Raw genomic sequence first — 25719 nt, forward strand, 5'->3', positions numbered from 1 at the left:
GACGTTCCCTATGAAAATTATCATTTTGGGAGCCGGCCAAGTCGGCGGCACCCTGGCCGAGAACCTGGCCGGGGAGAACAACGACATCACCATCGTCGATACCGACAGCGAACGCCTGCGCGAGCTGCAGGACAAGTTTGACCTGCGGGTGGTCAACGGCCACGGTGCTCACCCTAAGGTACTGCGCGAAGCGGGAGCGCAAGATGCTGACATGCTGGTAGCCGTCACCAACAGTGACGAAACCAATATGATTGCCTGTCAGGTGGCCTACACCCTGTTCAACACCCCGAACAAGGTGGCGCGGATCCGCTCCCCTGCCTATCTCAGCGAGCGGGACCGCCTGTTCCTGCCTGAATCTGTGCCGGTCGATCACCTGATCGCCCCCGAGCAACTGGTCACCGACTATGTCCGTCGCCTGATCGAATATCCGGGTGCCCTGCAAGTGGTTGATTTTGCCGGTGGTAGAGTGGGCTTAGTGGCAGTAAAGGCTTACTACGGCGGTCCGCTTGTGGGCAATGCCCTCTCCACCCTGCGCGAGCATATGCCCAACATCGAGACCCGGGTAGCGGCCATTTTCCGTCAGGGACGCCCGATCCGTCCGCAAGGCACCACCATCATCGAAGCAGATGACGAGGTGTTCTTTGTGGCGGCGGCAGGCCATATCCGCGCAGTGATGTCGGAGTTACAGCGCCTCGAGAGCCCCTACCGCCGCATCATGATCGTCGGCGGTGGCAATATCGGGGCCGGTCTGGCGCGCCAGCTGGAGAAGCGTTACAGCGTCAAACTCATTGAGCGCAACCAGAAGCGGGCAGAGCAGCTTTCCGAGCTGCTGGAAAACACCATCGTCTTCTGTGGCGATGCGTCAGACCAGGAACTGCTGGCCGAGGAGCATATCGATCAGATCGACGTCTTTATCGCGGTGACCAACGAGGACGAGGCCAACATCATGTCGGCACTGCTCGCCAAGAAGATGGGTGCCAAGAAGACCATGGTGCTGATCCAGCGCGGTGCCTACGTGGATTTGGTGCAAGGTGGCCCGATCGATATCGCCATCTCACCCCAGCAGGCCACCATCTCGGCCCTGCTGACTCACGTGCGTCGGGCAGACATCGCCAACGTCTACAGTTTGCGCCGCGGCGCTGCCGAGGCCATTGAGGCGATCGCCCATGGCGACGAGAATACCTCCAAGGTGGTCGGCAAGACTGTGGGTGAACTTAGGCTGCCACCAGGCACCACCATTGGTGCTATCGTTCGGGGAGATGAGGTGCTGATCGCCCACGATCGCACCAAAATCCAGCAGGATGACCACGTAGTCATGTTCCTGGTGGACAAGAAGTACATCCCTGAAGTGGAACGGCTGTTTCAGCCAAGTCCTTTCTTCCTGTAACGTATTGATGCGCACAGGCTGTCAAACCAGACCCGGCTCCCTGAAGGGAATTGTCCGGGTCTTTTTTAATCAACGACCAGGTTATCGAACATGATCAAGCTGCGTCCCATTATCTTCACCCTCGGGTTGGTGCTCTCCAAGCTGGCGCTCTTCATGTGGCTACCCACCTTGCTGGCGCTGCTAACCGGTTCTGAAGGATTCATCGAATTTCTCAAATCGGTGCTGATCACTCATGGTGCTGCGCTGCTCTGCCTGCACTATGGCCGCAAGGCAGAATTTCATCTGGGGGTGCGGGAGATGTTCCTGCTCACCACCTCCGTCTGGGTAGTGGCCTGTATCTTTGGCGCCCTGCCTTTTGTCTTCATCAATCACATCGGCTTTGCGGATGCCTATTTCGAGACCATGTCAGGGGTGACCACCACCGGGTCTACGGTGCTCTCCGGGCTCGACAATATGGCCCACAGCATCCTGTTGTGGCGATCTATCCTGCAGTGGCTGGGAGGCGTTGGCTTTATCGTCATGGCGGTCGCCATCCTGCCTTACCTCAACGTCGGTGGTATGAAGCTGTTCCAGACCGAGAGCTCGGATTGGTCTGACAAGAGCGCGCCACGAGCCAAGACGGTGGCCAACAACATAGTAGTGGTGTATCTGGTGCTCTCCATGCTCTGCTTCATGGCTTACTGGGCCAGCGGCATGAACATGTTCGAGGCCATCAACCACTCGATGACCACCTTGAGTACCGGTGGATACTCTACCTCCGATCAATCCATGTCCCACTTCTCCAACTCGGCACACTGGATTGGTACCCTGTTCATGTTCCTCGGCGGCCTGCCCTTCCTGCTCTACGTACAGAGCCTCAACCACAAGGATTACAGCCTGTTCCAAGATGCCCAGGTACGCGGCTTTTTCTGGCTGGTAGTCTGGGTGACGGCCATCATGACCTTCTATTTGTGGCAGCGGGACCTGTTCAGTTTTATGGATGCCTTGCGCATCAGCTGCTTCAACATCGTCTCGGTGCTCACCACTACTGGCTATGGCCTCGGCGATTTCGGCACCTGGGGGCCGCTGGCCAGCATCGTCTTCATCGTGCTGCTGGCGCTGGGCGCCTGCTCAGGATCCACCGCTGGCGGCCTCAAGATCTTCCGGGTACAGGTGGCGTTTGCCCTGTTCAGAAAACAGATGCGCCAGCTGATGCACCCCTCTGCGGTGTTCCCGCAAAAATACAACGGCCGGACGGTCAATGACGCCATCATCCGCTCGATGATCTCCTTCGTGCTGGCCTACTTCGCCATCATTCTGGTGATTGCGGCGCTGCTGGCGGCCATCGGACTTGACCCACTCACCTCCATCTCCAGCTCCATCACCGCCGTCGCCAACGTAGGTCCGGGTATGGGCCCCGTGGTCGGCCCCAGCACCAACTTCGCCAGCCTGCCCGACTCGGCAAAATGGCTGCTGTCGTTCGGCATGCTGCTGGGCCGACTGGAGATCCTGACGGTCGCCGTGCTGTTCTTCCCCTCCTTCTGGCGCCAGTAACTCCTCTCTGCATACCAGCAAAAAGCCGCAGCGTTCACCCGCTGCGGCTTTTTAATCTCAAGCGCCCCGTTTTGCCCATCACTCATCCGTTCCTGATGGCCTGCTCGATAGCAGCAAACCGACCAGAGTGAATCACAGACATAAAAAACGAGCCCAAACCAAAGGTTTGGGCCCGTTTATCGGTGAATCGTCAGCTGCTACGAAAGCGCCTGAGCGACTCAGCACATGGCATTAGCCACGGCCAGAACGCTTACGATCCATTTCAGTCAGCAGCTTCTTACGAATGCGGACTGCCTTAGGAGTAACTTCTACCAGTTCATCGTTGTCGATGAACTCGAGAGCCTGTTCCAGGGTCATGCGGATCGGCGGAGTCAGCACTTGAGCTTCATCGGTACCGGAGGCACGCATGTTGGTCAGCTGCTTGCCCTTCAGGCAGTTAACTGTCAGGTCGTTGGAGCGGGAGTGAATACCGATCACCTGGCCTTCGTATACTTCGGTAGCGTGACCGATAAACAGACGACCGCGGTCTTGCAGACCGAACAGGGCGAAAGTCAGAGCCTTACCGGTTGCGTTGGAGATCAGCACGCCATTCTGACGCTCGCCGATGCTGCCACCCTTGTGCGGACCGTAATGGTCGAAGCTGTGATACAGCAGACCGGTACCGGAGGTCATGGTCAGGAACTCGGTCTGGAAACCGATCAAGCCACGGCTCGGGATCATGAAGTCAAGACGCACACGGCCCTTGCCATCCGGAGTCATGTTGGTCATCTCACCCTTACGCAGGCCGAGTTGCTCCATCACGGAACCCTGGTTCGCTTCTTCCACATCGACAGTGACTGTCTCATACGGTTCGTGAAGCACGCCATCGATGGTGCGCAGGATAACTTCTGGACGGGATACCGCCAGTTCGTAGCCTTCGCGACGCATGTTTTCGATCAGGATGGAGAGGTGCAGTTCACCACGACCGGATACACGGAACTTGTCCTGGTCATCAGTGTCTTCCACACGCAACGCCACGTTATGAACCAGTTCCTGGTCAAGACGCTCACGGATGTTACGGGAAGTAACGAACTTACCTTCTTTACCGGCAAACGGTGAGGTGTTGACCTGGAAGGTCATGTTCACGGTTGGCTCATCAACAGACAGAGCCGGCAAGGCTTCAACTGCGTTGTTATCACAGATGGTGTCGGAGATTTTCAGCTCACCCAGACCGGTGATAGCGATGATGTCGCCCGCTTGCGCGCTTGCAACTTCAGTACGAGCCAGGCCCAGGTAACCCAGTACCTGACCGACCTTACCAGTACGAGTCTTGCCATCAGCACCAACAACAGTAACCTGCTGGTTGCTCTTGACGCGACCACGGCTGATACGGCCGATACCGATAACACCCACGTAGGAGTTGTAATCGATCTGGGAGATCTGCATCTGGAAGCCGCCTTCAGGATCGGCATTCGGTGCTTTTACGTTATCAACGATAGCCTGGAACAGCGGCTCCATGCTGTCAGACTCAACGTCCTGATCCATGGAGGCCCAGCCGTTCAGCGCAGAGGCGTAAACAACTTTAAAGTCCAGCTGCTCATCAGTGGCACCCAGGTTGTCAAACAGATCAAATACCTGATCCATAACCCAATCAGGACGAGCGCCCGGACGGTCAACCTTGTTGATAACCACGATCGGCTTCAGACCCTTGGCAAAGGCTTTCTGGGTCACGAAACGGGTCTGTGGCATCGGGCCGTCAACGGCATCAACCAGCAGCAGCACGGAGTCAACCATGGACAGAACACGCTCAACCTCACCACCGAAGTCGGCGTGACCCGGGGTATCAACGATGTTGATGCGGTAGTCATTCCAGCGGATCGCGGTGTTCTTGGCGAGAATGGTAATACCACGTTCCTTTTCCAGGTCGTTGGAATCCATCAGACGCTCTTGACCATCAGTGGTACGGTCCAGGGTTCCAGACTGCTGCAGCAGCTTATCAACCAGGGTAGTTTTGCCGTGGTCTACGTGCGCAATAATCGCAATATTGCGTAAATTCTCTAACATTCTCGCCTCAATCACCGGGTAAAATTGGGCGCTAATTGTACTCTCGCCTTTGTGATCTGCCTAGCAGAATTGCAGCCCATTCACGCACAACTACAGATCTGGATCATAGACCGCCCCGACAAACCCTGCTTAGATGGGAAGTGACCGTATGATATGCACCACTTTAGAGCACCAAAACGATCCATCGTTGCACTAATTTGATGCGTGACCAGTCATGACCGCCTGATTTTGGGGCGCATCTCCTGCGGGATGACGCTGAAATCAAGCTGCCACAAACTTGGCACGATACTGGCTTATGTGAATACGATGACGCATTCACCCAAAGATTTTTAACACCGGAGGTTACTTAGCATGTCAGCCCAGAACGTTTTGGCCCTGATCCAGGAACACGAAGTCAAGTTTGTTGATCTGCGCTTTACCGACACCAAGGGTAAAGAGCAGCACGTATCCATCCCTTCTCATCAGGTCAACGAAGATTTCTTTGAAGACGGCAAGATGTTCGATGGTTCCTCCATCGGCGGCTGGAAAGGTATCAACGAATCCGACATGGTACTGATGCCGGACGCAGCCTCCGCCAAGCTGGATCCCTTCACTGAAGAGACCACCCTGAACATCGTTTGTGACGTGCTCGAGCCTGCCACCATGCAGGGCTACGACCGCGACCCGCGCTCCATCGCCAAGCGTGCCGAAGATTTCCTGAAGTCCAGCGGCATCGCAGACACCGTGCTGTTCGGGCCGGAGCCGGAATTCTTCATGTTCGACAACATCACCTTCTCCAACACCATGGGCCACAGCTTCGTGAAAATCGAATCTGAAGAGGCTGCATGGAACTCCGGCACCGAGTATGAGCACGGCAACAAGGGCCACCGTCCGTTCGTAAAAGGCGGCTACTTCCCGGTTGCACCGGTCGACTCCTCCCAGGATATCCGCGCCGCCATGTGTCTGGTGCTGGAAGAGATGGGCCAGGTCGTTGAAGCTCACCACCACGAAGTGGCCACTGCCGGTCAGAACGAGATCGCTACCCGCTTCAACACCCTTACCCTGAAGGCTGATGAAGTACAGGTACTGAAGTACGTGATCCACAACGTGGCCCACGCCTACAACAAGACCGTCACCTTCATGCCGAAACCCATGTTCGGCGATAACGGCTCCGGCATGCACTGCCACCAGTCGCTGGCCAAGAACGGTGTCAACCTGTTCGCGGGCGACCTGTACGGCGGCCTGTCCGAGATGGCACTGCACTACATCGGCGGCATCATCAAGCACGCCAAGGCTATCAACGCCTTCGCCAACCCGACCACCAACTCCTACAAGCGTCTGGTGCCGGGTTATGAAGCACCGGTCATGCTGGCCTACTCTGCCCGCAACCGCTCTGCCTCCATCCGTATCCCGGTGGTGCCGAGCCCGAAAGCCCGTCGTATCGAAGTGCGCTTCCCGGATCCGGCCGCCAACCCGTACCTGGCCTTCGCAGCCCAGCTGATGGCCGGTCTGGACGGTATCATCAACAAGATCCATCCGGGCGATGCCATGGACAAGAACTTGTATGACCTGCCGCCGGAAGAAGCCGCAGAAGTGCCGACCGTTGCTGGCTCTCTGGACGAAGCGCTGTCAGCCTTGAATGCAGATCGCGAGTTCCTGACCCGTGGTGGCGTGTTCAGCGATGACTTCATCAACTCCTATCTGGAGCTGAAACAGCATGACGTTGACCGTGTGCGCATGACCCCGCACCCGCTGGAGTTCGAACTGTACTACTCCGTCTAAGTCAGAACAGTCTGCCCGTTTAAATCCGGCCAGCTTGCTTAATCGTGACAAAACCCGCCATCTGGCGGGTTTTTTCTCTGATAGGATTAAGCAAGATACCGTCAAGGAGAGATGGATGAACAACAAACATGGCATAGGGACTCTCGCCCTCCTGTTGCTGACCTCGTTCGCTGCAGATGCGGCCAAGGTTTACTCCTGGGTCGATGGCAGCGGCGTCACCCACTACACAGATGCTCCACCACCGGGCAAGAGCGCCAAAGAGGTCGATCTGCGGGTCGCCCCCCTCATCGGCAGCTCGCCCCGTTCGGTACAGGTGGACAACTTCAACAGCCTGACCGGCGCCGATGCCAAGAAGGAAAAAGAGGCGGCCAAGCTGGCCATTGAACTGCTCTCCCCCGAGCAGGGCAGTACGCTGCGCGACAACACCGGCAACATCGTCTTTCAGGGCACCATCAGCCCCAAACCACCGACCCAGTATGATGTGCGCCTGACCCTGGATGGCAAAGCCGCCCCCATCGTCAGCAACAGCCTGTCGATCCGGGTAGAAAACGTCGATCGCGGTGCCCACGAGGCGCGGCTCGAGCTGCTCGCCAAAGACGGTACGATCCTTGCTAAATCCAGCTCAGTCACCTTTTACCTGCATAGAGCAAGCGTGACTCCGGCTCCCACACCCACCCCCAAGGCCGACTAGGGGTGATATAGCGCACCGATGCGGGTAAACTCAATGCACCATGTCGGTGCATTACAGGTGCATTGCACCGTTTTAGGGAGAAACCTGTGCCAACCCGCTCGGATAATGCCAAGACCCTATTGGATAATTTATTTACCGCCGTGATCCTGATGGATGAGCGGCTCTGCATTCAATTCGTCAACCCGGCGGCGGAACAGCTACTTTCCCTCAGTGAACGCCGGTTGATCGGCATTGAACTGCCCCATCTGCTGGAACATATCTCCCTCGACTTGCAGCGGCTCAAGCATTGCCTCGTTTCAGGGCAAGGCTTTACCGACAGCGAAGTGACTCTGGTAGTGGAGGGAGAACCCAGACTGGTGGAGATCAGCGTCAGCCCGCTCGCCGACCATGAGCAGCGACTGATGGTGGTGGAGCTGCGCAAGATCGACCAGCAGAAGAAGATCAGCCAGGAGCAGCAACAGCATGCCCAGCAACTGGCCGCCAAGGAGCTGGTGCGCGGCCTGGCCCACGAGATCAAGAATCCCCTCGGCGGCCTGCGCGGCGCAGCCCAACTGCTGCAAAAAGAGCTGCCGGACCCGGCCTTGCGTGAATACACCGGCATCATCATCGAACAGGCCGACCGGCTGCGGGTACTGGTCGATCGGTTGCTCGGCCCCCAGCGCCCCGGCCGTCACCAGATGCACAATGTCCATTCGGTACTCGAGCAGGTGCGCCGACTGGTCGAGCTGGAATTACCACCTACGGTACGCATCGAGCGGGATTACGACCCCAGCATCCCGGAATTCGAGATGGAACCGGATCAGCTGCAGCAGGCGTTTCTCAACATAGTGCGCAACGCCGCCGAAGCGCTCGGCGATCAGACCGGGCTTATCCGCATCAAGACTCGCACCGCGTTTCAGATCACCATCCACGGCCAGCGCTACAGGCTGGCGGCGGAGATCAAGATCATCGACAACGGCCCCGGCATTCCCGATGCCATCCGCGACACCCTGTTCTATCCGATGATCACCGGCAAGGAGGGGGGCACCGGGCTCGGCCTCTCCATCGCCCAGAACCTGATCGACCAGCACAAGGGGCGGATTGACTGCATCAGCTGGCCGGGTCACACCGAATTCACCATCTTTCTACCGCTTCGCAAGTAAGGGAACCCCATGACCGCCAAAGTGTGGATCGTCGATGACGACAGCTCTATCCGCTGGGTGCTGGAGCGCACTCTCGGCAGCGAAGGCTTCAGCTGCGAGAGCTTTGCCGATGGCGAAGCCCTACTGCACGCCCTTGAGCTGCGCTCGCCCGATGTGATCCTCTCCGACATCCGGATGCCCGGCATCGACGGCCTCAGCCTGTTGGAGCAGATCCACCGCCGTCAGGCCGATCTGCCCATCATCATCATGACTGCCCACTCGGATCTCGACAGCGCGGTCAACGCCTACCAGCGTGGTGCCTTCGAGTACCTGCCCAAACCGTTCGACATCGACGAAGCAGTGACCCTGGTGCGCCGCGCCGAGAATCACCTCAAAGAGCAGCGCACCAAGCGCAAGGTGCGCCAGCAGGAGACCACCGCCACACCGGAGATCATCGGCGAAGCGCCGGCGATGCAGGAGGTGTTCCGCGCCATCGGCCGCCTTTCACGCTCCAGCATCTCGGTGCTGATCAACGGCCAGAGCGGTACCGGCAAAGAGCTGGTCGCCCATGCGCTGCACAAGCACAGCCCGCGCGCCCACAAGAACTTCATCGCCCTCAACATGGCGGCTATTCCGAAAGATCTCATCGAATCGGAGCTGTTCGGTCACGAAAAGGGGGCCTTCACCGGCGCCAACAACATCCGCCACGGCCGCTTCGAGCAGGCCGACGGCGGCACCCTGTTCCTCGACGAGATCGGCGACATGCCGCTGGATGTGCAGACCCGGCTGCTGCGGGTATTGGCCGATGGTCAGTTCTACCGGGTCGGCGGTCACCAGCCGGTGCAGGTGGATGTGCGGATCATCGCCGCTACCCACCAGAATCTGGAGAAACGGGTCGCCGATGGCGAGTTTCGCGAGGATCTGTTCCACCGCCTCAACGTCATCCGCATCCACATCCCCGCCCTCAAGGAGCGCCGTGAGGATATTCCCCAGCTGGCCCATCACTTCCTGCTGCGAGCGGCCAAGGAGCTGAATGTGGAGGCCAAGAGCCTGCACCCGGACACCCAGGCCTATATCAGCCGTCTGCCCTGGCCGGGCAACGTGCGCCAGCTGGAGAACGTCTGCCGCTGGCTCACCGTGATGGCCTCTGGTCAGGAGGTGCTGGTCGGCGACCTACCTGCCGAACTGCTGACCCCGATCAGCAATAGTGCTGAGCCGGGTCAACCGGCGATGCCCGGCTGCTGGCAACAGCAGTTGCAGGAGTGGATTGCCGCCAAGCTGGCGCTGGGGGAGACCGACATCCTGGCCGATGCCATGCCCCAGTTCGAGCGGATCATGCTGGAGACAGCGCTGGAGCACACCCACGGCCACAAGCAGGAGGCGGCGCGCCTGCTCGGTTGGGGTCGCAACACCCTGACCCGCAAGCTGAAGGAACTCGATCTCTCCTGAGTCCCGGGGAAAAACGATTCCCATCACGCCCTGACAAATCACCGCCCGCCAGAACCCCGTTTAGCCGTAAACGGGGTATCTTTTTTGAAAGCCCCGCCTAGAATGGCAGGCTTTCAAACCTGACTCGACGAGGGCGCCCCCATGATTGACAGATCTCTCCCCCTGACCGACCTGCACCGCCATCTGGACGGCAACATCCGCCCGCAAACCATCCTCGAGCTGGGTCGCCAACACAATATCCAGCTGCCAGCCTTCGAGCTGGAAGCGCTGCGCCCCCACGTGCAGATCGTTGAAAACGAGCCGAGCCTGGTTGCCTTCCTGAAGAAGCTGGACTGGGGCGTTGCCGTGCTGGCCGATTACGATGCCTGCCGCCGGGTCGCCTACGAGAACGTGGAAGATCTGCTGCGGGCCGGTATCGACTATGCCGAGTTGCGTTTCAGCCCGGCCTACATGGCGATGGCCCACAAGCTGCACCCGCAGGGCGTAGTGGAAGCCATCATCGACGGCGTGGCCGCTGGCAGCCGCGACTTCGGTATCAAGGCCAACCTGATCGGCATCATGAGCCGCACCTTCGGCACCGAGCAGTGCAATCAGGAGCTGGCCGCCTGTCTGGCCCACCGCGACAAGCTGGTCGCCATCGATCTGGCCGGTGACGAACTGGGCTTCCCGGGCACCCTCTTTACCGACCACTTCCGCAAGGTGCGCGATGCGGGCATGCACGTCACCGTACACGCTGGTGAAGCTGCTGGCCCCGAGAGCATGTGGCAAGCCATTCGCGAGCTGGGCGCCGAGCGTATCGGCCACGGCGTCAAAGCGATTCAGGATCCGGCCCTGATGGCCTATCTGGCCGAACACCGCATCGGCATCGAATCCTGCCTCACCTCCAATATCCAGACCACCACGGTAGCGAGCCTAACCGAACACCCGATCCGCCAGTTCCTGGCTGCCGGGGTACTGGCCTGCCTCAACACCGACGACCCGGCGGTAGAGGGCATCGATCTGCCCCACGAATATGAGGTGGCCGCTCCGGCCGCTGGCATGACCGCCAGCGAGATCCGCACCGCCCAGCAGAACGGCCTGACCCTGGCCTTCCTGAGTGATAGCGATAAAGCAGCGCTGAGCGCCCGCGCCGCCAGCCGCTGATCCACACCGGCACTGCAAATAAAAACGGCCCACTTCGGTGGGCCGTTTGCTTTTCGGATTTCTGATGACAAGTGAGCACGGGCCCGCCGCCACCAGCCAAGGTCCAAACCGGGTTTGGGCCTTGGCTGATGGCGGCGCAGGGGAAAACTACTCACGCTCGTTGTCGCGTTCCAGCGCCCGCTCCACCAAAGGCTCGGGCAGGCTCTTGGTCACCTCCACCCCCAACTCGCGGAAACGCTCGACCTGCGCAATCAGGTTGCCACGGCCGTTGACCAGCCGTCCCATCGCCTTGTCGTAACTCTCCTGCGCCTTGTGCAGGCTGCCACCCATCTGCTGCATCTCCTCCACAAACAGCCGCAGCTTTTCGTATAGACGACCGGCCCGCTCGGCAATCTGGCGGGCATTCTGGTTCTGCCGCTCGTAGCGCCACAGGTTCTCGATGGTGCGCAGCGCCACCATCAGGTTGGTAGGGCTCACCAGCAGGATGTTGTGGTCGAGGCCGTAGCGCACCAGCGAGGGATCGGCCTCCAGCGCGGTAAAAAAGGCAGGCTCCACCGCCACGAACATCAGCACATAGTCGAGGGTACGCACCCCGGGCAGTTGCTGGTAATCCTTGCGGCCCAGCTCGCGGATATGGTTGCGCACCGAGGCGACGTGCTCCTTGAGCGCCACCGCCTTCTCCAGCTCGTCATCGCTGTTGTACCAGCGCTCGTAGGCGGTCAGCGATACCTTGGCGTCGATGATGATGTCTTTTTCCTGCGGCAGGTGGACGATCACATCGGGCTGGTAGCGCTTGCCCTTCTCCACCTCGATATTGACCTGGGTGTGGTACTCGTGGCCCTCGCGCAGGCCGCATTCGCTGAGGATCCGCGCCAGCACCACTTCGCCCCAGTTGCCCTGCTGCTTGCTGTCGCCCTTGAGGGCGCGGGTCAGCGCCGCTGCCTCTTCGGTCATGCGGGCATTGAGCTCGGCGAGGCGCTCCAGCTCGAACTTGAGGCTGTGGCGCTGGGCCGTCTCCTGGGCGTGGGTCTCCCCCACCTGACGGCGAAAGCCCTCCAGCTGCTCTTTGAGCGGCGTGAGCAGCAGATCCAGGCTGTTCTGGTTCAATTCGCGGAAGTTACCGGAGTTTTGCTCGAAGATCCGGTTGGCGAGGTTCTCGAACTGCTGGCTGAGACGCTGTTCCGCCTCCTGTTGCAGTTGCAGCTTCTCGGCGGCGGCCAGCCGCTCGCTGCGCAGGGTTGCTTCCGCATCCTTGAGGCGGGCGGTGAGCTTGATCAGTAGGGTCTGCTGCTGATCCAGCTTCTGCTGGCCCTGCATCCGCTCATCCTGCAACTCGTCGAAGCGATCTTGCAGCGCCTGATGGCGCTCCTGCACCAGCATCAGTTCCTGAGCCTGCGCCGTGGCCGCTCGCCGCCCGATCAGCCAACCAAGCCCGAGGGCCAGCACGGCCGCAGGCAGCAAGATCCCCCAGAGCCCGGGGTCGATCATTTGCGACTCCGTTGACGCAAGAAGAGCTCGAGATAGCGGTTAACCAAAATCCAGAGCACCACGTAGATCAGGTAGGCGGCCAGCACCACCCACTTGTGGGTGTTGACGCCGGTGTCGAGCTCGGCGAACTCGATATCCTTGATGCGGCAATAGGCCCACATCAGCAGGGGAAAGACGTAGAGCAGGGACGCACGCCAGAGAAATAACCACATATGTTTTCATTCAACCAGACAAAAAGACCCGCCTAGCTTACACAAGGGCAACTGCGCTTGCGATCCTGGTGGCCGCTATTCTCTGGCCTGCTTGCCGAAACTTCGATAAAATTAACCCCTAATAGGTATCAGGGGCGCGCATGACTCACTATTTCCTCCGTTGGCTGACGCAAGGCTGGCAAGCTTCCCGCAAGCCCGCCGTGGTTTGCCATGAAGCGCGCCCGCCGTGGGCCATCGAGGAGTCCCAGTACCTCTCTCTGTGCAACCGTTGCGGCGAGTGCTTCAAGGCCTGCCCGCGCGGCCTGCTCAAACCGGCCACCCAGGAGGAGTACGAGGGGAGCCCCATTGCGGGCACGCCGGTGCTCGATCTCGCCTGCGGCCAGTGCAGCTACTGCGGCAGTTGCGCCAGAGCCTGTCCCACTGGCGCCCTCGACCTGCAACTGGGTCGTCAGGTGCAGACCCGGGTCCAGATCGAGGAGAGCTGTCAGGCCAGACAGGGCTTCTACTGCCTGCTCTGTGAAGATGCCTGCCCCCAGCTGGCGATCAAGGCCAGCGCCGATGGCATCAACGTCAACATGGATGCCTGCAACGGCTGCGGTGCCTGCGGCCTCGCCTGCCTGCACGGCGCCATCACCCTGATCCGCCAGCCGGGCAGTCGTTAAAAACCACCTGCGCACAAAAGCAAAAGGGACCAATCAAGGTCCCTTTATCGCGTATTCGTTATTTCGCGCCCTGTCAGGCCATGGTCACGACGGGATCCTGCTCGATACCCAGCAGGTGGCAGAGACGATTAGGATCACGCACCGCATCGGCCAAGGTGTATTCACCCAGCACTTCGAGGAAAGCATTCATGGCGCGGCGCAGAATGCCCTGAATACGACAGCCACCGGAGAGACGGCAGTTCTCGCGCTTACAGTCGACCGGGCAGAGCACGTGCTCCATGTCCATCACCACATCCCGCAGATTGATGGAGACCGCAGAGCGACCCAAGCGGATTCCACCGTGCTTGCCACGTACCGTCTCGATATACCCCTTGATGCCAAGCTGGTGCACAATTTTGACCACATGGTTGCGCGAGATCGCAAAGGTGTCGGCCACTTCGGTAATTGTCGACAGGCGATCCCCTGGCTGAATCGCCAGAAAGGTCAGGGTACGCAGGGCGTAGTCGGTAAATCGTGTCAGTTGCATGGTCTCACTTGCCTCTTACTACAAGCCAGGAATCAGGACGACAACATTGAGCTAAGAGGCAGGAGACAACCGGTTTGTCCCTGTTCACCAGGGGGACCTGTCTCTTAATCTGAGTTGCGGAGTGACAGGTTAAGAGCAGCACCAGCGGGTGTCGATGAAGATGCACATAAATCGACACTTTCTTTGATTGATCGCAAACTTGCCGGGTTACCCCGGCGTTTGCCCGCTTTATTGCGGGTAAATCTCCCGAACAGTCCCCCTCACCAAGCCCCCTCTACGAGTAGCCATATGGCCCGCGTTCCGATCCTGAATCGACCGCCAGAGAGGTGGTTCAGTGGGGCTGTTTCAGCCAGTTTTTGAGGGCGACCGAGGGGATGGAGCTCTCGGAGGCGACGGCGAATGCCCCCCAATCCACCGCGCACTGCAGCGCATCCTTGATCGCCATGCCCCGCGCCAACCCGTGAATCAAGCCACCGGCGAAGGCATCCCCCGCCCCCGTGGTATCGACCACCGAAACCGGCCGGGCGGCGACCCGGATCTGCTCGTCACCGTGGATGGCCACGGCCCCCGCCTTGCCCTCGGTCAGCACCAGCCATTCGAGCTGCTCCCCCGCCAGCTGGCGGGCATGTTGCCAGGGGTCGCTCACCTCCCCGAGATCGGAGCGGGAGGCCACCAGCACATGGCAAGGGCGGCGTGCCTGCCCCCCTTTGGGATACTGGGCCACCACGAAGCTCTTGCCGAGCATCTGGCGCATGTAGCTGATGATGGCGGTGCCGGGATAGTTCACATAGAGGCAATCCACCCCCTCCAGCGGCAGCTCGCCGGGCAAATCGGGACGCCGAGGACGGCGCAGTATGGTGCGCTCGCCGGTGGAGTCCACCAGAATGAGCAGTTCGCCGGTCTCGCCGCCAAAACGCTCCACATGGCTGCAATCCAGCCCGTAACCGGCCGCCTGCTCCAGCAGCCAGTCACCAGCCTCATCCAGTCCGATGCGAGAGGCAATAGTCACCTCGTGGCCGGCCCACACCAGCCCGATGCCGGTGTTGGCGGCGCCGCCCCCCAGCCTGCGACCCTGATCCACATATTGCAGCCGGGCCCCCGCCACCAGCGGTTCGGAGAGGGAGAGCACATGATCACAGTTGAGATTGGCAAGCAGCAGAATGCGGGACATAGAGACCTCGGACGATGGAGATAGCCCAGAAAAGAAGGCTGAACCCCGAGTAGAGCCCAGCCTGACAGAAGAGACAACCGGCAGCGATCGGGAATCCGATCGGGATCAATAGATGGGCAGCTCCACCCCGGCCAGCAGCTCGTCGATGCGCGCCTGAGTCGGCTGCTGCATCACGCTCTGAATCACCTCCTTGGTGAGGTGAGGCGAGAAGGAGCTGATGAAGTCATACATGTAGTTCTGCAGCAGTATGCTCTTGCTGAAACAGATCTGCGCCGGACAGGGCTTGAACAGGTGCTCCAGATTGATGGAGACCAACCCCGGGGCATCGGTGTCATTGGCTACCAGGGATGAAATGATGCCGATGCCAAAGCCCAGCTCCACGTAACGCTTGATCACCCCAGCATCCATCACCGTCATGTAGTAACTCGGGGCGAGACCGGCGGCATGGAACACCTCGTCCTGCACCTGACGGCCAGTGGCCCCGCTCTCGTAGCTGAGGATCGGGTAGTGGCAGAGCTGCTCCAGCGTCGGCTTCTTCACCTTGGCCAGCGGGTGATCCTGCGGCACCACCAGCGAGAGGGTCCAGAGGTAGGCAGGCAGCGCTATCAGCTCCTTGTCACAGCCAATCTCGTGGGCAACGATGGAGAAATCGGAGTAACCCTTGCTGATCTGCTCCTTGCTCGCCGACATCACCGGATGGAGGTGGAACGAGATCTTGGGGTACTTCTTGGTGAAGTAGGTGACCGATTTGGGCAACAGGTAGCGGGCGATGGTGTGGGTGGTGTGAATATTGAGGGTACCCACGGTCGGGTCCAGATACTCGCGGGAGATCGCCTTGATCTTGCTCTCGATATTGAGCATCGCCTCGGCACACTTGATGATCTCTTCCCCCACCGGCGTAATGCGGTGCAGGTGCTTGCCACGGCGCTCGAAGATCCGCACCCCCAGCTCACTCTCCAGCAGGCCAATCTGTTTGCTAACCCCGGGCTGACTGGTATAGAGCGCATCAGATGCCACTGATACATTGAGGTTGTGATCCCGGATCGCGATCAAATACTTTAACTGCTGTAGTTTCACGGCTTCACTCTCTGTGCTCAGGCGGGGTTGGCTCAGACTGGTGCGGCGATCAAGCCAGACAAACTGGCCGCCACAAAGGGCGGCCAGTGTATCACCCGATCCCGACATCGCAGCGCTTGGTCCTTCATTTTGCTACAGAATCTAGCACCCGAAGAGGGGACTGACAAACCACAAACCGGGTTCAGGCCGCGCCAGCCTGCAGCGACAAAATCCCCAGAAACTGCAGCAGCCACTGCATCATGGTGGCGGAATCCACCTCCCCCTCCAGCGAAGAGAGGCTGCTCTGGTAGCGCTCGTCGGGCAACAGGCCACGGCGCCGCTCGATCAGCGCCCGGTTGTACTCCACCGAGAATTCCGGATGCCCCTGAATAGCGACGATGTGATCCCCCTGCAAAAACATGAAGTTGGGGCAAAAATCGTTGCCCGCCAGCCGGGTCGCCCCCGGCGGCAGCAGGGCAACCTGATCCTGATGGCTGGCCAGAATGCGGATCTGATCCCGCGACGGCGCCATCCAGGGTTCATCCGCCAGCATGGGATGCACCGACACCCCCAGCCCCCACCCCTTGGTGGACTTCACCACCTCGCCACCCAGCGCCTGGGCGATCACCTGATGACCGAAGCAAACACCGGCCAGCTTGACGTCGGCATCGTGCGCCTGGCGGATCCACGCCCGCAGCGCCTGAATCCAGGGGATGTCGCTATAGGCATCGTGGCGCGAACCTGTGATGAGCCAGGCATCACACTCGTGCAGATCCTCCGGCAGCTCACCATCGAGAGCCGACCAGACCCGAAATTCCAGTTCGGGGGCCAGGGCCGCGAAGCCCCTGATAAACATCTCGGAGTAAACGGGGCCAAAACGATCCGCCAGATCGGGATCGAGCCGGTCACAATCGAGAATTCCCAATCGCATCTGTTGTTCCTTTACAGAGTTCGCCCCCGCCAATCAACGACCAGCGGGGGCAAGAGGGCCATGAGTACGCGCCAGCGCATCACTTCATGGTCGGCATGGAGAACTCGGCACCACTGCGCAGGCTCTGGGGCCAGCGCGCCGTCACCGTCTTCATCCGGGTATAGAAGCGAACCCCGTCCGGCCCGTGCATATTGAGCGGCCCGAAGATGGAGCGCTTCCAGCCGCCAAAGCTGTGAAACGCCATCGGCACCGGAATGGGAACGTTCACCCCTACCATACCGACCTGCACCCGCGCCGTGAAGTCCCGCGCGGTGTCGCCATCACAGGTAAAGATGGCGGTGCCGTTGCCGTACTCATGTTCGTTGATGAGGCGAAGTGCCGTCTCATAGTCCGGCGCCCGCACGATGGAGAGCACCGGGCCGAAAATCTCCTCGCGGTAGATCCGCATCTCTGGCGTCACCTCGTCAAACAGGCAACCACCGATAAAGTACCCCTCCTCGTGGTTCAGCGTACGACCATCGACCCGCAGCATAGCCCCTTCGGCCACCCCCTGATCCACGTAACCGCGCACCTTGGCCAGATGCTCCTTGCTGATGAGCGGCCCCATTTCGCTCTCCGGGCTCTGGCCCAGCCCCGGGCCAACCCGCAGCTGTTCCACCAGCGGCGTCAGCTTGGCCACCAGCGCATCGGCGGTCTCGTCACCGACTACCACCGCTACAGAAATGGCCATGCAGCGCTCGCCCGCCGCCCCATAAGCGGCCCCCATCAGGGCGGAAACCGCCTGATCGAGATCCGCATCCGGCATCACCACCATGTGGTTCTTGGCGCCACCCAACGCCTGTACCCGTTTGCCGTGGGCCGAGGCGGTGGCATAGATGTACTGGGCGATGGGGGTGGAGCCAACAAACGACACGGCACCGACCCGCGGATCGGTCAGCAGCACATCCACCACCTCCTTGTCACCGTTGACCACGTTGAGCACGCCGTCAGGCAGACCGGCCTCCTTGAGCAGCTCGGCCATCCGCAGGGAGAGGGAGGGATCCTTCTCGGAGGGCTTCAGAATGAAGGTGTTGCCACAAGCGATGGCGACCGGGAACATCCAGAGCGGCACCATGGCCGGGAAGTTGAACGGGGTGATCCCTGCGCAGACCCCCACCGGCTGCATCATGGAGTAGCTGTCTACCCCGCGACCGACGTTGAGGGAGTGTTCCCCCTTGAGCAGATGGGGAATGCCGCAGGCAAACTCCACCACCTCCAGCCCGCGGGTCAGCTCACCCTGCGCGTCGGAAAAGACCTTGCCATGCTCGCGACTGATGAGTTGGGCCAGCTCATCCCTGTGCTGCTCCATCAACTCCTTGAAGCGGAAAAAGACCCGAGCCCGCACCAGCGGCGGGGTTTGCGACCACTCGGCAAAGGCGCGCTCGGCGATGGCAATCGCCTCCTGACACTCGGCGGCGCTCGACAGCCCGACGATCCCCTGCTGCTTGCCGCAGGCGGGATTGAAGATGGCACCCTGGCGCTCGCTGCGACTCTCCTGCAACTGGCCGTTGATGAAGTTGCTGACCCTGTATGTCATGTATCCTCCGTGATAACTGATGTGGTAATTGCGCTGAGCAAGACAACGCAAGGCCCCGCCCGTGCGGGGCCATCAAATGGATTAGGGTTGTGCCTGCAGGACATCCTGCAGCAGGGTGAAGAGATCGTCGATCTGGCTGCGCTCGATGATGAGGGGCGGCGACAGGGCGATGATGTCGCCGGTGACGCGGACAAGCGCCCCCTTCTCGAAGCAGCGCACAAACACTTCATAAGCGCGCTTGCCCGGCGCATCCGGCATGGATTCCAGCTCGATGCCCGCCACCAGCCCGTAGTTGCGCACATCCTTCACATGCTTGCAGCCCTTCAGCGAATGGGCCGCCTCCTCCCAGTAGCCCGCCAGATCGGCGGCGCGGCAGAGCAAGTTCTCGTTGCGATAGATCTCGAGGGTCGCCAGCCCGGCGGCCGCAGCCACCGGATGGCCGGAGTAGGTGTAGCCGTGGAACAGCTCGATGGCCCCCTTGCCCGCCGCCATCATGTCGTCATAAATGTGCTTCTGCACCAGCACCGCTCCCATGGGAATGGCGCCGTTGGTGAGCCCCTTGGCGCAGGTGATCATGTCGGGGATGACATCGAACTCCTGGGCGGCGAAGGGGGAACCGAGGCGACCGAAACCGGTGATCACCTCGTCAAAAATCAGCAGGATGCCGTGTTTGGTACAGATCTCCCGCAACCGCTTGAGGTAGCCTTTGGGCGGCATCAACACGCCGGTACTGCCAGCGATGGGCTCGACGATCACCGCCGCGATATTGCTGGCATCGTGCAGGAAGACGATCTTCTCCAGCTCGTCGGCCAGCGCCACATCCTCCTCGGGCAGCCCTTTGGTGAAGGCGTTTTTGGCGATGTTGAGGGTATGCGGCAGATGATCCACCCCGGTCAGCAGGGAGCCGAACCACTTGCGGTTGCCGGGAATCCCCCCCACCGAGATGCCACCAAAGCCGACCCCGTGATAGCCACGCTCGCGACCAATCAGCCGGGTGCGAGTGCCCTGACCGCGAGCCCGCTGCCAAGCCAGCGCGATTTTCAGCGCGGTATCGACCGATTCGGAGCCGGAGTTGGTATAGAAAACGTGGCCAAACCCCTTGGGGGCAATCTCCACCAGCCGGTTGGCCAGTTCAAACGGCAGGGGGTGGCCCATCTGGAATGTGGGAGCGAAATCGAGGTGGGAAATCTGCTGGGAGACCGCCTCGGCAATCTCGCGCCGACCATGGCCCGCGTTGCAACACCAGAGTCCGGCTGTGCCATCCAGTATCTTGCGGCCATCCTCTGAGTGATAATACATCCCCTCTGCCGACTTCAGGATGCGCGGCGCCGCCTTGAACTGCTGGTTGGCGGTGAACGGCATCCAGAAGGCGGACATGTCGGAGGGCGTATTGATGTCGCTGATCGGTTTCATGGTCACCTCATCCTTAAGGTGTTTAGCAACTGTCGGCCAATGCCTATTAAATTAAACACCTGAATCCATAAAAAAGGGCCCATTATCGCCCTGTCTGGTGCCACCCCTAGCTAGACGCATCAACAGGGTGGTATAAGATATTTAACACAATTTTAATAATAGTAAACAGTCAAGGAGTGTCTATAGATGGATATCGGTCACCGCCTCAAGGCGGTTCGCACCACGGCAGCCCTATCCCAGCGCGAGCTGGCCAAGCGCTCCGGTGTGACCAACGGATTTATCTCCCAGATCGAGAAAAATCAGGTGAGCCCCTCTGTCTCCTCCCTGCGCAAGGTGCTGGAAGGCATCCCCATGTCGCTGGCCAGCTTCTTCACCGAAGAGACCGAAATGAGCACAGAAGTGGTCTTCCGCGCCGCCGATATGCCGGATCTCGGCACCCACCCCATCAGCTACCGGCTGGTCGGGCATAGCCGTGCCAACCGCGCCATCGGCATGTTGCAGGAGGTGCTGCCACCGGGCGCCGACACCGGCGACGACATGCTGAGCCACGAGGGTGAAGAGTGCGGCATCGTCATCAAGGGCGAAGTTGAAGTGACAGTGGGCGAGCAGATCTACCTGCTGGGCGCAGGAGACGGCTACTACTTCGACAGCCGCACCCCCCACCGTTTTCGCAATAGTGGCGAGCAGGAGTGCATGCTGATTTCGGCCAACACACCCGCCAGTTTCTGACATCCAGACGTGCGTCGGCAGGGAGCCAATGTTTAATGAATTGTTACAAGATGGATTTACAAGCGGCAGGATGTTTAGCATATTGATACGCGGAAACTGACTTTTGCCGGTTCAAGGAGTGAACATGAGTGACCTGACCCTGGCCCAGTGGCAACACAAGGCCGCCCATCTGACCCTGCCCTCGCAAGCCTTTATCAACGGCAGCTATCGGGATGCCGTCAATGGCGCCACCTTCGATTGCATCAACCCGGCCAACGGCAAGCTGCTGACCAAGGTGGCTGCCTGCGATGTCGCCGATGCCGAACTGGCGGTGCAGGCCGCCCGTGATGCCTTCAACGACAAGCGCTGGAGCGGCCTGCCGCCGAAACAGCGCAAACTGATCATGCAGCGCTTCGCCGAGCTGATGCGCCTCAACAAGGTGGAGCTGGCACTGCTGGAATCGCTGGATATGGGCAAACCCATCGGCGATGCCATGGGCTATGACGCCCCCGCCGCCGCCAACTGCATCGCCTGGAATGCCGAAGCGATCGACAAGATCTACGATCAGGTAGCCCCGGTGGAGGAGTCGGCCCTGGCGCTGGTGACCCGCGAAGCGCTCGGGGTGGTCGCCGCCATAGTGCCGTGGAACTTCCCGCTGGTGATGGCCTGCTGGAAGCTGGGGCCGGCGCTCGCCACCGGCAACTCGGTGATCCTCAAGCCTTCCGAAAAATCCCCGCTGACCGCCCTGCGCATCGCAGGTCTGGCCAAGGAGGCGGGCATTCCGGACGGGGTGTTCAACGTGCTGCCGGGCTTTGGCCATACCGTGGGTGAGGCGCTGGCCATGCACATGGATGTGGACTGCATCACCTTCACCGGCTCCACCAAGATTGGCAAACATCTGGTGCAGTGCTCCGGCAAATCCAACCTCAAGCGCGCCTTTATGGAGTGCGGCGGCAAGAGCCCCAACATCATACTGGCGGATGCACCAGATCTGGACGCCGCGGCCAAGAGCGCCGCTGGCGCCATCTTCTACAACCAGGGCGAGGTGTGTACCGCCGCCTCTCGCCTGCTGGTGCAAAACAGCATCAAACCGCAATTTATGGAGCGGCTGCTGGCCCATGCCAAGGAGTGGATTGCGGCCGACCCGCTCGATCCTGCCACCCGCATCGGCGCCATGGTGGACCACATCCAGATGGAGCAGGTGCTGCGCTATATCGAGATTGGCCAGCAGGAAGGAGCCAAACTGATTCTCGGCGGCAACCGCACCAACAGCGCGAGCGGCGGCTTCTACATCGAGCCCACCATCTTCGACGACGTGACCCCGCAGATGCGCATCTTCCGTGAGGAGATCTTCGGCCCTGTGCTGGCAGTGACCGGTTTCGATACCCTCGAAGAGGCCATTGCACTGGGCAACGACAGCGACTACGGGCTGGCGGCGGCAATCTGGACGGCGGATCTCAACAAGGCGGTGAAAGGCTCCCGCGCCCTGCGCGCCGGCACCGTGTTCGTCAACAACTGGGATGGCGGCGACATGACCATGCCGTTCGGTGGATTCAAACAGTCCGGCAATGGCCGCGACAAGTCGCTCCATGCACTGGAGAAGTACACCGAGCTGAAAAGCACCTGGATTCAGCTGGAATAACCCCACCAAACAACACTATCGGATCAAAAAGGGGGAAATATCCCCCTTTTGCATTTTTGGCCTTCCATCACAGAGCTCAATCCTTATAATGACAAATAGCCAACATGTTAAATATAAAGACAAAAATGCTATTTTTTCTGGGAAGCGTCGTTTTTCTGGTGATCGGTTTGCCCCTGCTGTTCTTCGTGCTGGGGCACGGCGAGGCCTACGTGACCTGGGGCCCCTGGATCTCCGCCATCGCCCTGATGCTGTGGCTGTTGATGGATGTCGACAAGATCCGCCGCGGTAAAGGCTGACCGGCCAGCCACGAGCTCCCTTCCCCTCAAACTTCGTTTATTCGCTTCTTTCCCCGCAAAAGGATCGCTACACTGATTTTTTGCGATGTTTTCCCGCATCCAACGCTTCAGTAAAGGTCATCCCCATGCCGCAACAGATCCAGCGTCAGGGCGTCATCTACGCCATGTGCGCCTATACCCTTTGGGGCATAGCCCCCATCTATTTCAAGACCCTCTCTGCCGTCCCGGCCGCTGAGATCCTGACCCACCGGATGATCTGGTCCTGCGCCTTGCTGATGGTGCTGACCCTGCTCGGTCGCCAGTGGCACAAGGTGCAGGCAGTGCTGCGCCAGCCAAAAGTGTTGCTGACACTGGCGTTTACCTCGGTCACCGTCGGTGGCAACTGGCTGCTGTTTATCTGGGCCATCAACAACGGCCACATGCTGGATGCCAGCCTCGGCTACTACATCAACCCGCTGTTCAACGTGCTGCTGGGGATGGTGTTTCTGAGCGAAAAGCTGCGCCGCCTGCAGTGGTGGGCGGTCGCACTGGCCTTTGCCGGGGTTGCGATCCAGCTCATCGCCTTTGGTTCCCTGCCCTGGATTGCGCTGGTGCTGGCGTCGAGCTTCGCCATCTATGGTCTGGTGCGCAAAAAACTGGCCCTCGATGCCCTCACCGGTCTGCTGATCGAAACCATGATCATGCTGCCGCCAGCGGCCATCTATCTGTGGGGTTTCGCCGACAGTCCCACCAGCCATCTCACAGAAAATGATTGGCACCTCAACCTGCTGCTGATCGCCGCTGGCGCCGTCACCACGGCCCCTCTGCTCTGCTTTACCGCTGCGGCAACCCGGCTCAAACTCTCCACCTTGGGCTTCTTTCAGTACATAGGCCCCAGTTTGATGTTCATTCTCGCGGTCACCCTCTACGGGGAAGAGTTGGCGATAGACAAGCAGCTCACCTTCGCCTGCATCTGGAGCGCGCTGGTACTGTTTAGCCTTGATGGCCTGCGTCGAGGCAGAGCTGTGCCAAAACAGGCATAACGCCACCTACCCTCTGCCCCGGCTCATCAGCCGGGGTTCTTTTTTGCACCACCCGCCCCCTACTGACAACTACCTCCCGCGCACCAGCGCCGACAGCCGGCTACCTGACGATCCAAAGGCCACATCCGAGTCATATCCTCCTCACAGAGAGCTATGCTATCCATGAACGGAGCCGAATGGAGGCAACATGCTCAAGCACATTCACGACAGATCCCTGCTTTTTGGCCAGGTTCTGGGGATCATGGTCATTATCACGCTGATCTCCATCAGCTTTTTCGGGCTTTACTCGGTCCGGAGCGCAGCCGACCAGATGGGACAGGGGAAGGACGTGGTGGCCGATATTCTGCCGCCGCCCCTCTACCTCATCGAATCCCAATTGCAGGTCTACACCCTGCTCCATGCCAAACCGGAGGAGCGGGAGGCGTTGCTGCAAACCCTCACCCGGCTGCAGCAAGAGTTCGAGAGCCGCAACCGCTTCTGGCAAGATAGCAAACTGAACGAGCCCCTCAGGGAGCTGCTGTTGGGGGAGCAAAAAGTGCAGGGGGAGCTGTTCTGGCAACTGCTCAACGCCCAGTTTGTCCCCGCCATCAAGGCGGGGGATCTGACGCAGGCGGGAGCGATTGCCGCGCGCCTGCACACCCTCTATAACGCCCACCGGCTGGGAGTGGATGCCACCGTCATCAGCGGCAACCAGTATGCCGCCGAGCAGATGGCCCATCTCGCCAGCACCACCCAACTCTGTTACGGCCTGTTGCTGTGCGCCGCACTGCTGGGTGCCGGGCTCATCTTCTGGCTGGGACGGCCGACCCAACAGCGACTGCTGGCCGCCGGCAAAGCCACCGCCGCAATCGCCAAAGGGGAGCTGAACAGCCCCATGCCGGAGCCGGGTCTTGATGCCATCGGTGAACTGATCCGCCAGATCGGGGCAATGCGCGACCAGCTGGCCACTCTGGTGGCGTCGCTGCAGCGCAGCGCCAGCACGCTGGATGATCGCGCCACCAACCTGACAGCCATGGCACAGCGCCACGCAGATGACAGTGAGGCACAGGTTGGGGCGGCCCAACATATCGAGCAGGCCATCGAACAGCTCACCCACGCCATCGAGCAGGCAGGTAGCCAACTGCATCAAGTGGGGGAGCAGACCCTCCAGTCCGCCACCCGCGCACAAGAAGCCACGCACGCTATTCACACCGTTGAACAGGTGATCGAGGAACAAGCGGCGGGGGTGAAACGGGTATCTCGCACCATTTCGGATCTGACCGGGCTCTCGCAGCAAATTGCCGGGCTGGCTGGCGCTATCCACGGCATTGCGGAACAGACCAATCTACTGGCGCTCAATGCCGCCATCGAAGCGGCGCGGGCTGGCGAACAAGGGCGTGGTTTTGCCGTGGTTGCCGATGAGGTGCGCTCGCTGGCGACCCGCACCGGCAGCGCCACCACCGAGATCAACACCATCATCGGCAAGATCCAGGATGTCAGCCTGCGCGCCGCCAGCGAGATGGATGCCGAGCTGGCTCGGGTCGAACAGGCGGTCACCCACGCGATGACGGCGCGCCAGAGCGTCGCCCGGATCGGACAGAGCTGCGAGGCGATCAACCAGCGCATTGCCCAGGTCGATCAGCTGATGAGCGATGAGACCCGTCTCATTCAGGGGATTAATCATCAGGTCAGCGAGATGTCCCGGCTGGCGGCCGAGGTCAACCAGAGTGCCAGTCACGCCGCCGAAGAGGCGACCATGGTCGCCCAGCACGCCCGTATCCTGACCAAGCAGACTCGCCACTTCCATCTCGACACCACCCACCATTGATCCCCGGCGCTGACGGGAGTCAGCGCCCCATTTTCCTCTGCGTTGGCAAAATGGGTAGCATTGGACTCCATGAGGGAATAG

At 60.3% G+C, this 25719-nt stretch carries 22 protein-coding genes; 13 read left to right on the forward strand and 9 right to left on the reverse strand.

Annotated features, from left to right (window positions below; all coding sequences use genetic code 11):
- Nucleotides 1-10 precede the first annotated feature (10 nt).
- On the forward strand, nucleotides 11-1387 hold the full coding sequence (trkA, locus tag BN1135_RS00405) for a Trk system potassium transporter TrkA (RefSeq protein WP_042018008.1): 1377 nt from the start codon (nucleotides 11-13) through the stop codon (nucleotides 1385-1387).
- 90 nt (nucleotides 1388-1477) lie between these two features.
- Nucleotides 1478-2920, forward strand: coding sequence for a TrkH family potassium uptake protein (locus BN1135_RS00410; protein ID WP_042018009.1), 1443 nt, complete (start codon nucleotides 1478-1480; stop codon nucleotides 2918-2920).
- Between the two features lie 231 nt (nucleotides 2921-3151).
- On the opposite strand, the gene typA is transcribed toward BN1135_RS00410, so the two are convergent.
- The gene (gene typA / locus BN1135_RS00415) at nucleotides 3152-4963 is read right to left on the reverse strand and encodes a translational GTPase TypA (protein WP_042018010.1); all 1812 of its coding nucleotides are present in this window, start codon (nucleotides 4961-4963) and stop codon (nucleotides 3152-3154) included.
- Nucleotides 4964-5314: 351 nt separating this feature from the next.
- Here typA and glnA point away from each other — a divergent pair, with 351 nt between their 5' ends.
- The 5 genes from glnA to add all read left to right on the forward strand — a co-directional run bounded on the left by glnA (nucleotide 5315) and on the right by add (nucleotide 11128).
- On the forward strand, nucleotides 5315-6724 hold the full coding sequence (glnA, locus tag BN1135_RS00420; RefSeq protein WP_042018012.1) for a glutamate--ammonia ligase: 1410 nt from the start codon (nucleotides 5315-5317) through the stop codon (nucleotides 6722-6724).
- A 115-nt stretch (nucleotides 6725-6839) separates the two neighbouring features.
- Nucleotides 6840-7415 (forward strand): DUF4124 domain-containing protein, encoded by a 576-nt coding sequence (locus BN1135_RS00425; RefSeq protein WP_042018013.1) that lies wholly within the window; start codon nucleotides 6840-6842, stop codon nucleotides 7413-7415.
- An 86-nt stretch (nucleotides 7416-7501) separates the two neighbouring features.
- Nucleotides 7502-8557: a nitrogen regulation protein NR(II) gene (gene glnL / locus BN1135_RS00430; RefSeq protein ID WP_042018014.1), complete on the forward strand. Its 1056-nt coding sequence runs from the start codon at nucleotides 7502-7504 to the stop codon at nucleotides 8555-8557.
- Nucleotides 8558-8566: 9 nt separating this feature from the next.
- The gene (glnG, locus tag BN1135_RS00435; RefSeq protein ID WP_042018015.1) at nucleotides 8567-9985 is read left to right on the forward strand and encodes a nitrogen regulation protein NR(I); all 1419 of its coding nucleotides are present in this window, start codon (nucleotides 8567-8569) and stop codon (nucleotides 9983-9985) included.
- 141 nt (nucleotides 9986-10126) lie between these two features.
- Entirely contained in the window at nucleotides 10127-11128 is a 1002-nt protein-coding gene (add, locus tag BN1135_RS00440; RefSeq protein ID WP_042018017.1) for an adenosine deaminase, read from the forward strand.
- Nucleotides 11129-11275: 147 nt separating this feature from the next.
- Here add and rmuC read toward each other — a convergent pair whose 3' ends face one another.
- Together rmuC and BN1135_RS00450 are read right to left on the reverse strand one after the other, a co-directional pair.
- The gene (gene rmuC / locus BN1135_RS00445; RefSeq protein WP_042018018.1) at nucleotides 11276-12616 is read right to left on the reverse strand and encodes a DNA recombination protein RmuC; all 1341 of its coding nucleotides are present in this window, start codon (nucleotides 12614-12616) and stop codon (nucleotides 11276-11278) included.
- A complete protein-coding gene (locus tag BN1135_RS00450; protein WP_005339659.1) occupies nucleotides 12613-12828 on the reverse strand; it encodes a hypothetical protein in 216 nt (71 codons plus the stop codon). The genes rmuC and BN1135_RS00450 overlap by 4 nt, the downstream gene beginning before the upstream one ends.
- 140 nt (nucleotides 12829-12968) lie before the next feature.
- Between BN1135_RS00450 and BN1135_RS00455 the strand changes: the two genes are divergently transcribed.
- Complete coding sequence (locus tag BN1135_RS00455; RefSeq protein WP_042018019.1) at nucleotides 12969-13490, forward strand: ferredoxin-type protein NapF; 522 nt, start codon at nucleotides 12969-12971, stop codon at nucleotides 13488-13490.
- 73 nt (nucleotides 13491-13563) lie between these two features.
- On the opposite strand, the gene BN1135_RS00460 is transcribed toward BN1135_RS00455, so the two are convergent.
- The 6 genes from BN1135_RS00460 to BN1135_RS00485 form a co-directional block, all read right to left on the reverse strand.
- Entirely contained in the window at nucleotides 13564-14016 is a 453-nt protein-coding gene (locus tag BN1135_RS00460; protein WP_042018020.1) for an Rrf2 family transcriptional regulator, read from the reverse strand.
- A 331-nt stretch (nucleotides 14017-14347) separates the two neighbouring features.
- Entirely contained in the window at nucleotides 14348-15187 is an 840-nt protein-coding gene (locus BN1135_RS00465) for a PfkB family carbohydrate kinase (protein WP_042018021.1), read from the reverse strand.
- A gap of 105 nt (nucleotides 15188-15292) precedes the next feature.
- Complete coding sequence (locus BN1135_RS00470; protein ID WP_042018083.1) at nucleotides 15293-16264, reverse strand: LysR substrate-binding domain-containing protein; 972 nt, start codon at nucleotides 16262-16264, stop codon at nucleotides 15293-15295.
- A 181-nt stretch (nucleotides 16265-16445) separates the two neighbouring features.
- Nucleotides 16446-17174 carry a glutamine amidotransferase-related protein gene (locus BN1135_RS00475; RefSeq protein ID WP_042018022.1) on the reverse strand — a complete coding sequence of 243 codons (729 nt, stop codon included), beginning with the start codon at nucleotides 17172-17174 and terminating at the stop codon, nucleotides 16446-16448.
- 79 nt (nucleotides 17175-17253) lie between these two features.
- Complete coding sequence (locus BN1135_RS00480; RefSeq protein WP_042018024.1) at nucleotides 17254-18750, reverse strand: CoA-acylating methylmalonate-semialdehyde dehydrogenase; 1497 nt, start codon at nucleotides 18748-18750, stop codon at nucleotides 17254-17256.
- A gap of 81 nt (nucleotides 18751-18831) precedes the next feature.
- On the reverse strand, nucleotides 18832-20163 hold the full coding sequence (locus tag BN1135_RS00485) for an omega-aminotransferase AptA (RefSeq protein WP_042018026.1): 1332 nt from the start codon (nucleotides 20161-20163) through the stop codon (nucleotides 18832-18834).
- 186 nt (nucleotides 20164-20349) lie between these two features.
- Between BN1135_RS00485 and BN1135_RS00490 the strand changes: the two genes are divergently transcribed.
- From BN1135_RS00490 to BN1135_RS00505, 5 genes are all read left to right on the forward strand, one after another.
- On the forward strand, nucleotides 20350-20892 hold the full coding sequence (locus BN1135_RS00490) for a cupin domain-containing protein (protein WP_042018027.1): 543 nt from the start codon (nucleotides 20350-20352) through the stop codon (nucleotides 20890-20892).
- Between the two features lie 124 nt (nucleotides 20893-21016).
- Nucleotides 21017-22513 (forward strand): aldehyde dehydrogenase, encoded by a 1497-nt coding sequence (locus BN1135_RS00495; RefSeq protein WP_042018028.1) that lies wholly within the window; start codon nucleotides 21017-21019, stop codon nucleotides 22511-22513.
- 125 nt (nucleotides 22514-22638) lie between these two features.
- A complete protein-coding gene (locus BN1135_RS21920) occupies nucleotides 22639-22809 on the forward strand; it encodes a hypothetical protein (RefSeq protein ID WP_162850131.1) in 171 nt (56 codons plus the stop codon).
- A gap of 125 nt (nucleotides 22810-22934) precedes the next feature.
- Entirely contained in the window at nucleotides 22935-23831 is an 897-nt protein-coding gene (gene rarD / locus BN1135_RS00500; protein ID WP_042018029.1) for an EamA family transporter RarD, read from the forward strand.
- Nucleotides 23832-24018: 187 nt separating this feature from the next.
- A complete protein-coding gene (locus BN1135_RS00505) occupies nucleotides 24019-25638 on the forward strand; it encodes a methyl-accepting chemotaxis protein (protein WP_042018030.1) in 1620 nt (539 codons plus the stop codon).
- The last annotated feature ends 81 nt before the right edge of the window (nucleotides 25639-25719 follow it).

The sequence above is a fragment of the Aeromonas sobria genome (genome assembly GCF_000820145.1).
Classification (GTDB): domain Bacteria; phylum Pseudomonadota; class Gammaproteobacteria; order Enterobacterales; family Aeromonadaceae; genus Aeromonas; species Aeromonas sobria.

What these genes read in the sequence shown, in the direction of transcription:
- trkA (WP_042018008.1), top strand. Translation starts at nt 11, where the DNA reads ATGAAAATTATCATTTTGGGAGCCGGCCAAGTCGGCGGCACCCTGGCC.
- BN1135_RS00410 (WP_042018009.1), top strand. Translation starts at nt 1,478, where the DNA reads ATGATCAAGCTGCGTCCCATTATCTTCACCCTCGGGTTGGTGCTCTCC.
- typA (WP_042018010.1), bottom strand. Translation starts at nt 4,963, where the DNA reads ATGTTAGAGAATTTACGCAATATTGCGATTATTGCGCACGTAGACCAC.
- glnA (WP_042018012.1), top strand. Translation starts at nt 5,315, where the DNA reads ATGTCAGCCCAGAACGTTTTGGCCCTGATCCAGGAACACGAAGTCAAG.
- BN1135_RS00425 (WP_042018013.1), top strand. Translation starts at nt 6,840, where the DNA reads ATGAACAACAAACATGGCATAGGGACTCTCGCCCTCCTGTTGCTGACC.
- glnG (WP_042018015.1), top strand. Translation starts at nt 8,567, where the DNA reads ATGACCGCCAAAGTGTGGATCGTCGATGACGACAGCTCTATCCGCTGG.
- add (WP_042018017.1), top strand. Translation starts at nt 10,127, where the DNA reads ATGATTGACAGATCTCTCCCCCTGACCGACCTGCACCGCCATCTGGAC.
- rmuC (WP_042018018.1), bottom strand. Translation starts at nt 12,616, where the DNA reads ATGATCGACCCCGGGCTCTGGGGGATCTTGCTGCCTGCGGCCGTGCTG.
- BN1135_RS00450 (WP_005339659.1), bottom strand. Translation starts at nt 12,828, where the DNA reads ATGTGGTTATTTCTCTGGCGTGCGTCCCTGCTCTACGTCTTTCCCCTG.
- BN1135_RS00455 (WP_042018019.1), top strand. Translation starts at nt 12,969, where the DNA reads ATGACTCACTATTTCCTCCGTTGGCTGACGCAAGGCTGGCAAGCTTCC.
- BN1135_RS00460 (WP_042018020.1), bottom strand. Translation starts at nt 14,016, where the DNA reads ATGCAACTGACACGATTTACCGACTACGCCCTGCGTACCCTGACCTTT.
- BN1135_RS00465 (WP_042018021.1), bottom strand. Translation starts at nt 15,187, where the DNA reads ATGTCCCGCATTCTGCTGCTTGCCAATCTCAACTGTGATCATGTGCTC.
- BN1135_RS00475 (WP_042018022.1), bottom strand. Translation starts at nt 17,174, where the DNA reads ATGCGATTGGGAATTCTCGATTGTGACCGGCTCGATCCCGATCTGGCG.
- BN1135_RS00480 (WP_042018024.1), bottom strand. Translation starts at nt 18,750, where the DNA reads ATGACATACAGGGTCAGCAACTTCATCAACGGCCAGTTGCAGGAGAGT.
- BN1135_RS00485 (WP_042018026.1), bottom strand. Translation starts at nt 20,163, where the DNA reads ATGAAACCGATCAGCGACATCAATACGCCCTCCGACATGTCCGCCTTC.
- BN1135_RS00490 (WP_042018027.1), top strand. Translation starts at nt 20,350, where the DNA reads ATGGATATCGGTCACCGCCTCAAGGCGGTTCGCACCACGGCAGCCCTA.
- BN1135_RS00495 (WP_042018028.1), top strand. Translation starts at nt 21,017, where the DNA reads ATGAGTGACCTGACCCTGGCCCAGTGGCAACACAAGGCCGCCCATCTG.
- BN1135_RS21920 (WP_162850131.1), top strand. Translation starts at nt 22,639, where the DNA reads ATGCTATTTTTTCTGGGAAGCGTCGTTTTTCTGGTGATCGGTTTGCCC.
- rarD (WP_042018029.1), top strand. Translation starts at nt 22,935, where the DNA reads ATGCCGCAACAGATCCAGCGTCAGGGCGTCATCTACGCCATGTGCGCC.
- BN1135_RS00505 (WP_042018030.1), top strand. Translation starts at nt 24,019, where the DNA reads ATGCTCAAGCACATTCACGACAGATCCCTGCTTTTTGGCCAGGTTCTG.